Raw genomic sequence first — 13880 nt, forward strand, 5'->3', positions numbered from 1 at the left:
CACGCTATCACTTTAATAATCGGTTCAACGTAAACAAAAGAGACTGGTAATGACGTTTCGCGTCACCTGTTGAAGAAGGTAATGTTTCCTCCAATAATTGTTTTACTCTCAACGCCATATCATAAATATAGACCTTTGAATTATCTATTACCTGCCAATTCACTTCATGCTGCCAGCCATAACCATTCCCGAAGCTGTTTAAAGATAACTCCTTCTTTAAATTCAAATCTACAGATTCCGTTTCCAATCTCTCGAACTTTCCGATATACTTTTCAATCATTTCGTTTTCGTCCAATCCATAAGCAATCAGATCATCCGGTGAAGGAGCATAAGCATTTTGACTTGAAGCCAAACTGAAAAGTCCTTTCTCTTTCTTCTCCTGCAAAGTTTCACTTAACAAATCAAGCGCCGTCGTTTGTAAAATCTTATCACCTTCCGTCAAAGCCCTGCCTGTAAGAATATTTTCAAACACTCCTTTATAATAATCATCAAAGAACTCTTCCACCGTATAAGGCTCTTCTTTAGCAACATGAGCGGACAGAATCACACCTTCATAACTCTTTTTTAAAACTTCCGCTATCCGTTTACGAACAACAATACTGGAATTGACTTTCAACGGAAGTTTCTTTTTCAACGTTTCGTTATCCAGCCAATCACAAGTACGGAATTGATTCATCACCCAAGCCAACGAAGCCTTTTGCACCTCCCGGGGTACAGATTGGTAAATATTTCCCGGTGTCCCCTCTTTCACTGAAGTCAAGTAAATACCTCCGATATTATAAAGTACATTACGGATATAACGATAATATTGTCCCGTCAACTCCGAATACAAATCAGCTTTCTGTTTCCCGTTCTCGTCATCCACGATCCATTCATCCATATTCTTCAAGATATACTGCAAATTCTTAACGCCATAATCACCTGCTTTTACAGGATCGTCCCCCAAATCTTCCTCGAGGGCACTCGGGTCATAACGACTGTATATTTGCTGCCGCCCGTAACGATACCTAGGATCTCCGGCTTTCTCGTCCACCCATTTTTCTAAAATCTTACTTTCCTCCTCGGCGTCTTTCGCTTTTGGAAAATACTGGTAAGCCCACTTGATTAAAAATTCATCATATACCCCCAAATCCGGCGGAGTCAACTTCACCCCTTTATCTCCCGGTTGGGCAACATAATTAAATCGGGCATAATCCATGATGGAAGGCGTCGTCCCATACTTTTTCGTGAAAGAAGCCGAACGTAACGAATCCACCGGATAAGCGGCGGATGCCGCCATATTGTGCATAAATCCCAGTGAATGACCTACCTCATGAGCCACCACATAAGCTATCGACTCGGCAATAATCTTATCCGGCATCTTCTTGGTTCGCACGCTAGGATCGAGTTGTGCGGTCTGAACAAAACGCCAACCATTGATAACCTTCACTACATCATTATAGATCAATACGGTAGCAGCTATAATCTCACCCGTGGAAGGATCCATAAAAGAAAGCCCCATCGCATTTTCCGTGGAAGACGGGATATAGCGGATACAAGAATATTTCAAATTATCAGGATCGAACGACGCATCATTCTTCGGGTAATCCTTCACTTGAATAACATTTTTAAAACCGATTTTTTCAAAAGCCTTATTCCAACGTAAAGTCCCTTCTTTTATCGGTTTTTTCCATGCTTCCGGGAATGCATCATCCAAATAAAACACGATAGGTTTCACAGGCTCTACCAATTGACCTTTCGCGTATGCTTTCACGTCTTTCGGTTCTACCCTCCAGCGATGAGCCACGGAATAACTTTGTAATTGATCTTCCTCGGTCGATACATTCAATTTATTGTACAAGAATATTCCCACCCGGGAATCGCTAAATCGGGGGCGCATCTTTTCTTCCGGCAAGAGCATTAACGAGCGGGCAGCGACAACCGTAACATCATTCCGATAAACAGTAAACATGAAATATTTTAATGAAACGGAAAAAGACATCGTCGTCCTAATCGTCAAATTATCGTCAAAAGACTTCATTTCAGACACAAATGGTTCACTATTTCCCATTCTGAAAGAAACGGAATATTGTCCGACCTGTTCTGGCAGAATCGGCAACATTTCATTTTCCTTCAAAAACATACCGGAAACATCAAAAACTACGGCAGTACTATCCGGGTTATAAGCCAATATCTTGTAGGATGCAACTATCGGATCCAGATTATTCCGGGCTACAGCTTTTTTCATCGCTTCCTCCCGTTGCGTGCAGGTCGTTGTAGAATTAACTTTCCGCAAGCAAATCAATGTATCATCTTTCGTGAATTTAACATGATTCGTACTTTTCACCCCGATTTCACACACGAAATTATTGCTCGCGGCAGCCGGTGATGAAGCAAGTAACATTTCTCTCTTTAAATATTTCAACGGAAATTCAAAATAAACTTTGTCCTCTATTTTGTGAATCGTGATAAACGTACTTTTCACGCTCTTACAAGACTTATCTTGAAACAATTTCTCGTAAGCCGTCGGCTTTTTCACTTCATCCTTTTTTTCCTTTACCGTATCCGCTTTGACAACGGTTTCAACCTTTTTACTTTGCAGCGCGGCTTGTACTTCCCGATAAAAAGGAAATACCAACAATAATACCGCACTTACCATTTTCCACTTTTTCATAACATACTTTTATTTATTACATACAAAACCTACTCCCTCCACTTCCCCCTTAAGGAAAGCACAGGATACAAGGAACAATTTTCCGGACTCTACTTCCGTTTATATCAAGGAAGAAGCAGAAGGAGTAGTATATTCAGACATCACTATTTCAATTTCAAACCGGAAAGAGCTTCCAGATCGATACCGTAAATACGCTTCATCTCGTCGACTAGGATTCCGCATTTTTTCTTAATCATACCTTTGGAATCAACACCCCAATCATCCGGACTCGCGAACCAGAAATAATCAAACATAAACTGGTCTTCCGTGAAAATCAACTCGATGAAACCCAACATATCCTCCTTGGCTCCAATACCGGAACTCCATTTCACGATACCCCAGTCCTCGGCATTCTTGGACGTCACTTTAGAGTAATCCACTTCCGCGTAAAAAGCTTCCGGCACGTCCATCTTCTGATAATCGATACAATATGAAATATAAGCAAAATTCAACATCGCCTTGTATTTCTTCTTCCGGGATGAACTCGTAATCAAGTTAATACTCTCGTTCACGTTCCCGATACAAATATTATCAACCGTGTACGTGTAATCGACGAAAGCACCTTCATCCGTCAGACTTTTCTTCCGCAAAACAGTATCCGCCAGTAAAATCTTTTTCGGCAAAGTTGCTTTTAATGTCTCGGGGGAGTACAACCCCAGCCATTCGGAAAATAGCAAACTAACCGCCTTTTCCAGATACTCCTCTTTCGGGAGAGTCACTTTCAACGGGTACGCGTTATTGGGATACAAACTTGTCACGTTCCAAACAGCATCAATCAGATCGTAACGATACAACAAAAAAGTACCCGTCGACTGATAAAAATCCACAATCTGGTCATCAAACTCATGTTCGCCTTGCGGCACACTGTATTTTTCCTCGAGTCCCTCCGCGTCAATCTTATCGTCCTCATAACTACACCCGCACAACAAAAAACACAAGGACAAGATTCCTAATCCGATAATTATAGTTATTCTATTCATATCTTTCATTTTAATTCGATTTATAACGGCATTCTTTGAGGTTCCGAGGCTCCCGGATTCTGTTCCAATTTTCCGTTCCGGTCAATGGCTTCGGAAGGAATAGAAAGTACATACATCGGATCACCCTCTCTCAACACGTAAGTTTCATTCTGTTGTTCATTCAACTGCCAGATTTTCTTTATTTCAGGCATACCGAAACGTCGCAAGTCAAACCAACGCTGTCCCTCGAAGCAAAGTTCGCGTTGACGCTCTTCACGATAAATTTTCAACAAATCATCAGCTTCCTGCATCGGAATTTCATCCAGAACTTCACCGTCTCCCGGAAATATTCGCTTAGCCCGCAAGGCATTCAATAAATCCAATCCCTCTTGCCCGGCTTGTGCATCCCCAGTTTTCTTGTATTTCTGCAGTAAAGCCTCACACCCGTTCAGCCAAGCCTCGGCAACCCGGAATGCCTGACCGAAAGTGACGGACTTAGCCGCCCACTTATCCACCTTCTGACCAACCACCTCGCCTGTTATCCAATCCGTAATATCCGAAAAATAATATTCCAAACGGCAATCTTTTGCCGGAGCCGTTTGTTCAAATAACTTCATCAACTCGTTGGAAGGACAGTAGCTATCCGTAGCAGAACCACCCACATTATACCAGTTCTGTTTAGCCCCGTACATCCAGATAATCTCTTTATTTCCATTCTCCAGAACCTTCAATGTTGGTAACTCACCCGTTAAGTCTACCAAATCCTTACGCTCCATCACGTAACGGGAATGCATCAAAGCTGCATCCCAATTTTCCATGTACAAATAAACACGGGAAGCAAGCAAATGAGCGGACAACGCGTTCAAACGGTAAACAGCAGATTCCCTTCCTCTCATTTCCAACAAACGGATACCTTCATTCAAGTCCGACAAAATTTGCCTGTACACTTCGGATACCGTATTCCTCGGCGAACCGGTTTCTACAATATCCGGACTCAAGACAATCGGTACTCCCGGATTCGTCAACGAATCTTTATTGCTGTAAGGCAGTGCGTAATAATTCACCAACTGGAAATAATAGAAAGCCCTTAACACAAGAGCTTCACCTTTTAAACGCTCCTTGTCCTCGTCCGTCCCGATTGAGCCATCCGCGTATTTCAAAGCAATATTACATCCCAGTACCCGTTTATAATAATTCTCCCAACAATTCATCCCGCCAGTCATGCCATATCCGCCTTGTTCTTCCGCATCCAAAGCAATTTCATAAGCCAACGGTTGCCAAGTGTAAAAATTCTGGTATAGCAAAGCCTCATCCGATCTGCCGGAAGAATACAAACTGGTATACTCATCACTCAAATAGGAACAAACCACATCCATGGCTCTTCCCTCTGCCGGATACCCTTCCCCCCACAACAATTCATTGAAAGAGGTCGTCGTTTCCGGAATCATTTCATCCTGAGGTGTCTTCTCCAAAAAACTATCACAAGCAGAGAAACACCCCGCACATAAAATCAATATATATAATTGCTTCATCGTTCTCATAATCATCATAAGCTAATATTAATAGTAAAATTATAAGAAGGTTGTCTCGGTACGGCCGAACTCGATGTTTCCGGATCTTGGTTGCGCAACCGTTTGTTAGCTATCACGAATAAATCATTTCCCGAAAGCTCCATTGTCAACCCGTTTAATCCCAAACGAGAAGCGACACTTTTCGGGAACGAATAATTCAATCCGATACTGCGGCAACGCAAGAAATCTCCACTCACCACCCGGTGATTTCCCTCGTCCCACATCGTGTACATACTTTCCGTGCCCGCCGGGTGCACGTACATATAGGTACGTCCCGGTTTCAAGAACCCCGGGTTATCGGTAAATTCCTCGTCCCCCGGCTTACGCCAATGTGTCACGAATTCCGCCGGAACATTCTCGTAGTGGCTTGGAGCATCCAGCGCCATACGGGAATCATACACGGGACGCAACCGGATTTTAGCTCCCAGATTATAAGCAAAAGAAGCCCTCAACGTGAAATTATAAAAAACGAAACGAGTGGAAAGCCCTCCGGTCACGACCGGGTTACGACGCCCCGAGTATTCAAGAAATTTCGTCGGGTCCTCTTTCATCTCCGTGTTCGTGTACCCGTTTCCACTATCATACTCGAAAACAGGAAAGCCATCCTCATGTGTCAATCCCTTGTATTTCCATGACCAAAACGAACTCACCGCATAATCATTCAACACAACTGTCCCCGACAAATACTCGCCATAAGACCTGTTCTCCGTTTTACGACGAATCTTATCTCTGTTCCATGAAAGCACGGGAGAAAGCGTCCACCTAAAATTCTGTGTTTTCAACGGTACAAAAGTTAAAGAAACATCTATCCCCTCGTTCCGGATATTCGCCCCGTTCTGGTAAGCCGCATCCACACCTTGTTCAACGGGCACGTTCAACGTGTACAATAATTCTTTGCCCCTCTTCTGGTAATATTCCACGGAACCGCTGAAACGACTATCGAACATAGAGAATTCGAGTCCCAAATTGACAGTTTGAGTCTTCTCCCACCGCAGATCGGGATAAGGCAAACTTTTTAAATTCAGAACATATTCACCGATATACTCGTCTATGGGCTTCAAGGGATATTTCGCTATTAAATCCGGTCCCACTGTTGAAATCACATTTCCCTGCAAACCGTAAGATACTTTAAGTGACAAATCGTTAAACCATTTCTGCTTTTCCATCCATCTCTCCGAAACCACGTTCCAACGAGCGGCAATACTCCAGATCGGCAAAAAACGATTGTTCGTCTTCTTACCGAAACGACTGGATGCATCCACCCGGAAATTCGTATTTAAAATATAACGATTCTTATAGCTATAAGCCAAGGTCGCCAACAAAGACATTTTATTATTAATCTGGTCGGTCAAGGACACAGGATGCTTGCTGGCGGAAGTACCGTAGAAATCGTACAAATTCCCGGCATCTGCCTGATTATATTCATAATAAATCACTTTACCTCTATCGGGGAAGTAACCGTATTCCGCCGTTTCAAACCCCGTTTGTTTATGTGAAGTCATCTCTCCCCCGACCATCACGTTCAATGAATGCACGTCATCCCACGTCTTCATATAATTCAACCGGGCATTCACCATCCACAAATCACTATTCTCCTCGTCCCGCTCGTACCTGCCCCCGTAAGGATACATTGACAATTTCTCGTTGATACTTCCCGGCTCCACGCTCCCGTAATCATAACCTCTCAAATTAGCCATATAATAAGAACGGTCGGTAGCCCACTTTTCCGTTAACCCGCGAGTGGCAGAATAAGAAACCAACACATCACCTTTCAATCCTGCCAGAATATTCGCCCTTAAAGAAAGTGCTGTCGAGAATGATTGGTTTTCTCCCTCGGAACCTGATTCCCTTAACTCATCCAGCACGTTATAAGTCAAATCATACGTGAATTTATGCACTCCTTGATACTGTCCCTCTTTAATCTCCTGCGACACGTAATTCGTCGATCTCACGTATCTCTCGTCTGCTGCTAAGGTACGGGCAGTTCTCAACGCGTAATTCATCGGATTCACGTCGTAAAAAGAAGAGACCTGCCGATTGGAATATTCCATTTTAAAATCGGCATCCAACCATTTGAACACGGGTAATTCCACTCTGGAATTCAACGTGTAACGCTTCACATCATCCCCGTTCGCCGTTCCTTTGTCACTGGCAAAACTTGCCGAGATATAATAAGATATTCTATCCTTTCCCCCCGAAATAGAAAGCGAGTGGGAATGGGAGAAGGCATTAGAAAACAGCACGTCAAACCAATCCGTGTTCATAACCTCCCGTCTTGAATACTCTTGTTCTACATCGCTAAAAGGTATCCTATTCTCCAAATAATCAAGCATCGCTTTCTCATAACCGTAACGAGGCGTGGATGCCAGTATCAACCCATCCTCGAAAAACTCTTTCGATAATTTCATTCTCTCTTGGGAATTCATCACATCAGCCGATTTCCGGTAAGAAGGACGCTGTTTCACGGTATAAGTTCCCGAATAATTCACTGCCGTCCTCCCCGAACGCCCCTTCTTCGTCGTCACGACAATCACACCGTTTGCCGCCCTTGTCCCGTAAATCGCAGTGGCGGAAGCATCCTTCAAAAAAGTGATACTTTCTATATCCATCGGGTTTAAACCCGATATAGCGTTACCAAACATTAAATAATTCGGGTTCGTCATTTCCATCGCGGCAGCAACGTCTTCATTAGCGATATTCACAGGATCTTCCCGGATTACTCCATCAATCACCCAAACGGGAGCCGCATTTCCCAATAATGTTGCCGTTCCCCTCATTCGTATCTTCGGAAGAGCTGAAGGACTCCCCGAGGTATTCACAATCATCAATCCCGGGATTTCGCCCTGCAACATATCATCGATCGAATTCATTCCCGATTTCATAATATCGGCGGCTTTCACCGTGTAAGTGGAACTGGCAGACAATCGCTTGTCAATCCTTTGATACCCGGTCACCACCACTTCTTCCATTTCCTGAGCGTCTTCTTCCATCACGATCACCCAAGGATTCATCTCTTTAAAGCGCAAGCAGGACAATGTCTGTGTTTTCATCCCAATAAAGGACACAACAATTGTCGCCTTTGATAAATCGGGAACCATCAAAACAAATTTCCCGTTCTTATCCGTCGAGACACCGACAGTTGTCCCCTTCAACAACACGGAAACCCCGGGTAACGGCAAACCTCCCTCATCCTTCACGTACCCTGTCACCCGCGCATTCGTTAAAGAATCGGTCTTCGATTCTATCAAACGTTTTACGACCACAACCTTATCATTCATCTGATAATAAAGCCCCGTACCTTCCAGTACCTTACCTAAAATTTCCTCTAAAGACGTATCTTTAAAAACTGCATCCAGCCCTTTGATTCCGGCAACATCTGCCACGTTATAAAAAAAGGTAATCTCACTTTTCTTCTCCAACGTCCAAATAATCTCTTCCAAGGTAGCCCCCCTCATCTCTATACTCACCTTCATCTGTTGAGCCCGCACACTGGCAGACAGGGACATAACAGAACAAAATAACACACACATACATAATTTCATAATCCTAAAAATTTTTCCATACTTCCCTTTACAGGGGAAATACTCTTTCCACTTTTTTTTCATAACTTTGTTTTTCAAAATTTTTAAAACACTTATCTCATGAAAGTGAGATATTGACAGGCGATGTTCGCAGCATCGCTTGTTTTTATTTCACTCCTAAAACAATACGTTTCCCATTCACTTCTACTGTCAACTTATCCGTGGCACGCAGTACATTCAATATCGGCGTGATATCCTCGCTCCTGTCCAATTTCCCGGCAAAAGCCATATCCTTTATAGATTCATCAAGATAAACGACTTCCACGTCATACCAGCGTGCCAACGTCCGCATGATATCTTCCAACCTGTCCTGCCGGAAAATAAACTGCCCGTTTCGCCATGCCATAAATAAAACCGGATCGACCTCACGCACTTCCAACGCCGCTTTCTTCCGGTTCCATTGTGCTTGTTGGGCGGGTATGATTCCCACCTCCTCTTTTTTCCCGAATCCCGTGAAAACAGACACGTTCCCCTTCAACAATGTGGTTTGCACATTCAACTCGTCGGGATACGCCTTCACGTTGAACTCCGTCCCGGTCACCAACACATCCATATCTTTCGTCTTCACGATAAACGGGTGTTTCTTGGATGCCGCCACTTGAAAATACGCCTCTCCTTCCAACGTGACCACCCTCTCCTTGCCCGAAAATTTCACGGGAAACTCTATTTTACTCTCGGCATTCAAATAAACCGTTGTCCCGTCACTCAATATCAGATTATACTCTCCCCCGGTCGGAACAATAACTTTATTCGTTAATCCCGTTCCCTGTTCTCCCACCTCCCGGTTATAGTTAATTCCCGCGGAATCGTTCATGATAATCTTCCCGTCTTTCTCGACGATTTCATTCATACTTCGAGTATCCAGCTCGACCTGCCTCCCGTCGTCCAACACCAACACCGCCTTCGCTTGCCCCGGCACGATCGCGGCATCCGCCAAACACGGCTCCCCCGCATCCTTTACCGTCAACACCCAAAACACGATTCCGACAGCGACCAATGCCGCAACTGCCGCCGCATACGCCCACCATTTCCCGATCCTTCTGTCGTGCTTCATATCTATTTCCTTCCCGAAGGCATTCGCGTATTTCTCCACGTCAATAGAAGCCCATTTCTGGATTCTCGACCTCACGTGGCTTTTCTCCGTCATCTTCTCGTAGAGAATCCGGTTCTCCGGCTCCTTTAGCCACTCCTCCAATTCCCGCCTCTCTTTTTCGTTCACCCCTTCCAAAAGTTGTTTGGCTATCAATTGGTATATTCTTTTGTCTTGTATCATCGCTTTCGACTGTTTTATCGCATTGTATATTCATATAACAACTGAAAAAAAGAAATCGATGAATCCCTTTTCAAAAAAACAATGTTAAATATTGAAAATACAATATCAAGGCAAGCGAGTCCAGTCCACCAAGAAAAGAAGATAAAAATAGTCTTTCAATAAGCCCCGCAGTTTCTTGTAAGCATTCTGTTTCAACGTCCTAACCGAATTGATTGAAATATTCAATTGCTCGGCGATCTCCCCGTTCGAGAGTTCCTGAAGTGACATTAGTATCACTTTGCGGGACTGTGGTGCCAATTCGTCGATAGCCTTGTAAACCAAAGCGTATACTTCCTCCTCGATTATATTATCCCGCGTATATTCTTCGGATTCCAGCATTCCTTTCTGCACGTAACGGGTAACAATCGCACCGTGTTTCAATTCGTTCAAGGCAAGATTTCTCGCCGTGGTGTACAAAAATCCCTTGATCTTATCCTCCGACTCGAAAGTTAAATCCTCACGCCATAATCGGATAAAACATTCTTGCGCAATATCGGCCGCAATCTCCATATCATCAATATATTTATTGGCAAACATTACCACAGACGAGAAGTTCTTCTCGAAAAAGACCTTGAAAATCCGACGATCCTTGTTATTTATTCCGATAACCGTATCCATAATACACCACTGTTACAGAACAAATATAGGCAATAATCGAAATTTCGCACAAAAAACGACTAAATATTTTCCGTTCTTACCAACAAGGCACGTTCCACATCCCACACTTTCCTCCTGCCGACTACCCCGGCAAATAGTATCAATCAACATGTCAAAGAACTTTTCCTATACAAATATACTTCCCGCTTTACCCTTTTCCTACCATTTTTCATAAAGAGCCCACGTGTTTTCACGAACACCCCTATTTAAGACATGAACACGTCTTTAAGCAACCGATATCCCGTGCCAAATCCGCTCGAATCAGTGTACACGACTGCATCACTTTTAAATCACTCCCGTATCAAAAACGCACCCAAGCGCCTTTGATACGGGAGTGATTCGAAGGTAATACGTGTTTGACTCGGGACTTCAACGGGTTCTCTTCAAATTCTGTCCGAATTCTGATAAAAAGAAGAATCCCAAACATAAAGGTCATCTTTCTCTTAAAGTAAGCACCTTCACCCAGTGTTCTATCGTTATTGCTCCGTTGTAGATATACCCCGAAGCGTTTCTACTCTGTATCTATAACAAACGTACAACCACATTACTTCTCAAGTATTGCCCGTTCGAATACTTAAAACAGGGGAAAACGGGACTCAATTAAAAAAGGAGCTATGCCTATTACAGACATAACCCCCAATCCATGCAAACTTTGCACGCGTAAGTCTAGAGTGAACAATTAGACATCACCTACTTCAATAACTGTTCTTGAATAATCTTCTCGTATTTTTCCGGTAAAGCACCCGTTTCTATAATCGGTTTACCCCCGACAGGGATAAAAAACAAAGTCGGCAGTGCCACTATATTAAACATACTGCACAATTCCTTCTCTTGATCGGCATTCACTTTCAAGAATATAACTTTATCCTTGTATTTCTCCGCCATCTTTTCCAATTCGGGAATCAATCGCATACAAGGCCCGCACCACGTCGCCCAGAAATCAATCACGACAGGCTTGTCGCCCTTGAACACGAACTCTTTCCCTACACGGTAATCATACACGTGTTCGAGAAAATAATCACGGGTGATCGGGTTCAGTTTGCCCGCTTCTACCGTTACTTCCGCCCCGGATTGTACCTCATCCTTCACTTCCGCCAAATCAAAAGATTGGAAATACACCTTCTGTTTTTGAAAATCAATAGAAATAATCCCCTCTTTTAATATTCCGGTTCCCAACACGGAACGGGGCAAATCCTTATTTTCCGTCACGAGTACGTCCGAAAAATCATTCTTCACGAAAGTACACTTCTTTGCCAACTTCGTACTATTCGTTACCACCGGTTCTCCATAACCATTAAACAATTCGGCCTTGCCCCCGGCTATGCCGTTTATTCGGGCATAATCGGATGATGTCAAAGCAATCATACCCTCGTTCCATGTATCAAAAGCTAATGGCAACGACACACCGTCAACCGCCACGGGAAACGAGACCACCGATCCCGGAAGTATATCCAAATCCGCCCGATGATCCAATTTCATGTATGAAGGGCGATAAGGTACTGAAGTCGTGATCTTCTTCCTTCTGCCGTCAATCGTCAACACGACATTACGGAACAGAGCTCCACCAATAACTCCCGCCACTCCCAGTTTCCGCAAGTAAGGTTCATCTTCCAGCACGAATGCCGCCACGCTATTCCCAAACACGTTATTCCCGAAAGCAATCGTACTTATTGAAACACTTTTAGCGGTCGGTACTTTCTTGTGAAGGAATGTATTATAACGGAAATCTCCCGGCTGATTCGGGTTTATTTTGAATTTCTCCACGTATTCCGGCAAGATAGCGTTATGTCCCGTCAAGTCCAACACGAAATCAGCCCGTTCGCCATTTACAATCATCTCCACGATAATTTTACCGTCCACTTCCCGGTAATCCCTCACCTCCGTGGCGGTGTTCTTGGATTGGGCAAATATCAACACGGGTAAAGATATTATTGCCAATAATATAAATATTCTATTTTTCATACTTCACTCTTTTTCGTAAACGATTACTTTTTCCCCTTGTCGGGTTCGGATCGTCAATTTGGTTTTCTTCTTCGCTTTCAACTCGGGTATGCCGTTAATAATACTCTCGCAGAAGTCATATTTACCCGTGGGTTTCCCGTTAATCTTCGTGACCTTATCGCCCACCTCGACAATGCCTTTCATGGCACTCCACACGGTAGACACGAACAACTCACCATCCTTTACCCGCAACGCCACGTTATAGTGCTTACTCCCCAAATCATTCTCCGGCTCATAAGCCTCAAAATAAAACCGGGCACGGGGGTAATCCAGCGTTACCTTGCCGTAATCCAGCAATCTTACGCCTAATAAAGTAAACGGCGGAGTAGATGTCTCGGAACTCACGTTTTTGAACTTTGTACTTCCCACGGATATCAAAGGGAATCGTACCCGATAAGACACATCCGCGGCAGCCATCCCGGCAACACCGATAGAACCTTCACCGTATCCCTCGGACAAGATATTAAACGCCGCGGCTGATTTCAATACCTCAAAATCCGTATTTTTCAAAGAAAAAAAGCCGGGGCATCCGGTATCGAACAAACAAGTGATATTATTCCCCGCTCCCGCCTGCAACGAGATGAGCGGCATACCCGCTTTCACGAACGGGAGCATTTTTCGCAATGATATAGCGGATGCTTTCTCGGCTGAAGTTATCGTGACAGTCTTCGCTTTCCCGTCAATCTCCACGATAGTACGTGCCAACAGATCGCTACCGATCAACCCATCCGCGTGAAAACATTCGAAAGGTGACGGTTGCGCCAATTGTAACGCCGGAACGCCTTTGAAATTTATTTTCCCGTCGGGAGTAAGCAGACTCTCGATAACCACGATCGGATAAGTCGCTTGGTTGTTGTTCACGTCGGTCACGACAAGAGAGTCCGTCACCGTTAATCCCAGTTCTTCACAAATCTCCCCGGTTAAAGCCGTGCGCCCTCCCGTATCGAAAATAAACGAACGAGGTGTCCCGTTCATAATCATCTCCACTAGCATTTTGCCCCCGACCATCCGGTAAGGTAGCACAGTCTTGTATTGCTGTGCCACTACCGGAAAAGTCATCATGCAAAATAACCATATAGTAATAATCCTATACTTCATACGATACTT

General features: G+C 44.0%; 8 protein-coding genes. All 8 read right to left on the reverse strand.

Annotated elements, in window-relative coordinates:
- Positions 1-7: 7 nt before the first annotated feature.
- Positions 8-2653 (reverse strand): zinc-dependent metalloprotease, encoded by a 2646-nt coding sequence (locus CS948_RS04380; protein WP_099290508.1) that lies wholly within the window; start codon positions 2651-2653, stop codon positions 8-10.
- Between the two features lie 143 nt (positions 2654-2796).
- The gene (locus tag CS948_RS04385; RefSeq protein ID WP_141560881.1) at positions 2797-3672 is read right to left on the reverse strand and encodes a hypothetical protein; all 876 of its coding nucleotides are present in this window, start codon (positions 3670-3672) and stop codon (positions 2797-2799) included.
- A 20-nt stretch (positions 3673-3692) separates the two neighbouring features.
- Positions 3693-5201, reverse strand: coding sequence for a RagB/SusD family nutrient uptake outer membrane protein (locus tag CS948_RS04390; protein WP_099290510.1), 1509 nt, complete (start codon positions 5199-5201; stop codon positions 3693-3695).
- A complete protein-coding gene (locus CS948_RS04395; RefSeq protein ID WP_176554914.1) occupies positions 5198-8764 on the reverse strand; it encodes a SusC/RagA family TonB-linked outer membrane protein in 3567 nt (1188 codons plus the stop codon). The genes CS948_RS04390 and CS948_RS04395 overlap by 4 nt, the downstream gene beginning before the upstream one ends.
- Before the next feature lie 145 nt (positions 8765-8909).
- Positions 8910-10076, reverse strand: a complete 1167-nt coding sequence (locus CS948_RS04400) for a FecR family protein (protein ID WP_099290512.1) — start codon at positions 10074-10076, stop codon at positions 8910-8912.
- A gap of 105 nt (positions 10077-10181) precedes the next feature.
- Positions 10182-10733 (reverse strand): sigma-70 family RNA polymerase sigma factor, encoded by a 552-nt coding sequence (locus CS948_RS04405; protein ID WP_099290513.1) that lies wholly within the window; start codon positions 10731-10733, stop codon positions 10182-10184.
- A 729-nt stretch (positions 10734-11462) separates the two neighbouring features.
- The gene (locus CS948_RS04410; protein ID WP_099290514.1) at positions 11463-12734 is read right to left on the reverse strand and encodes a thioredoxin domain-containing protein; all 1272 of its coding nucleotides are present in this window, start codon (positions 12732-12734) and stop codon (positions 11463-11465) included.
- A gap of 3 nt (positions 12735-12737) precedes the next feature.
- Entirely contained in the window at positions 12738-13871 is a 1134-nt protein-coding gene (locus CS948_RS04415; protein ID WP_099290515.1) for an aspartyl protease family protein, read from the reverse strand.
- Positions 13872-13880 lie beyond the last annotated feature (9 nt).

Source organism: Butyricimonas sp. Marseille-P3923 (genome assembly GCF_900184685.1).
GTDB classification, from domain to species: Bacteria; Bacteroidota; Bacteroidia; order Bacteroidales; family Marinifilaceae; genus Butyricimonas; species Butyricimonas muris.

Bases quoted from the DNA above. Each gene is read 5' to 3' on its own strand.
- CS948_RS04380 (WP_099290508.1), bottom strand. From the start codon at position 2,653: ATGAAAAAGTGGAAAATGGTAAGTGCGGTATTATTGTTGGTATTTCCT.
- CS948_RS04385 (WP_141560881.1), bottom strand. From the start codon at position 3,672: ATGAATAGAATAACTATAATTATCGGATTAGGAATCTTGTCCTTGTGT.
- CS948_RS04390 (WP_099290510.1), bottom strand. From the start codon at position 5,201: ATGATGATTATGAGAACGATGAAGCAATTATATATATTGATTTTATGT.
- CS948_RS04395 (WP_176554914.1), bottom strand. From the start codon at position 8,764: ATGAAATTATGTATGTGTGTGTTATTTTGTTCTGTTATGTCCCTGTCT.
- CS948_RS04400 (WP_099290512.1), bottom strand. From the start codon at position 10,076: ATGATACAAGACAAAAGAATATACCAATTGATAGCCAAACAACTTTTG.
- CS948_RS04405 (WP_099290513.1), bottom strand. From the start codon at position 10,733: ATGGATACGGTTATCGGAATAAATAACAAGGATCGTCGGATTTTCAAG.
- CS948_RS04410 (WP_099290514.1), bottom strand. From the start codon at position 12,734: ATGAAAAATAGAATATTTATATTATTGGCAATAATATCTTTACCCGTG.
- CS948_RS04415 (WP_099290515.1), bottom strand. From the start codon at position 13,871: ATGAAGTATAGGATTATTACTATATGGTTATTTTGCATGATGACTTTT.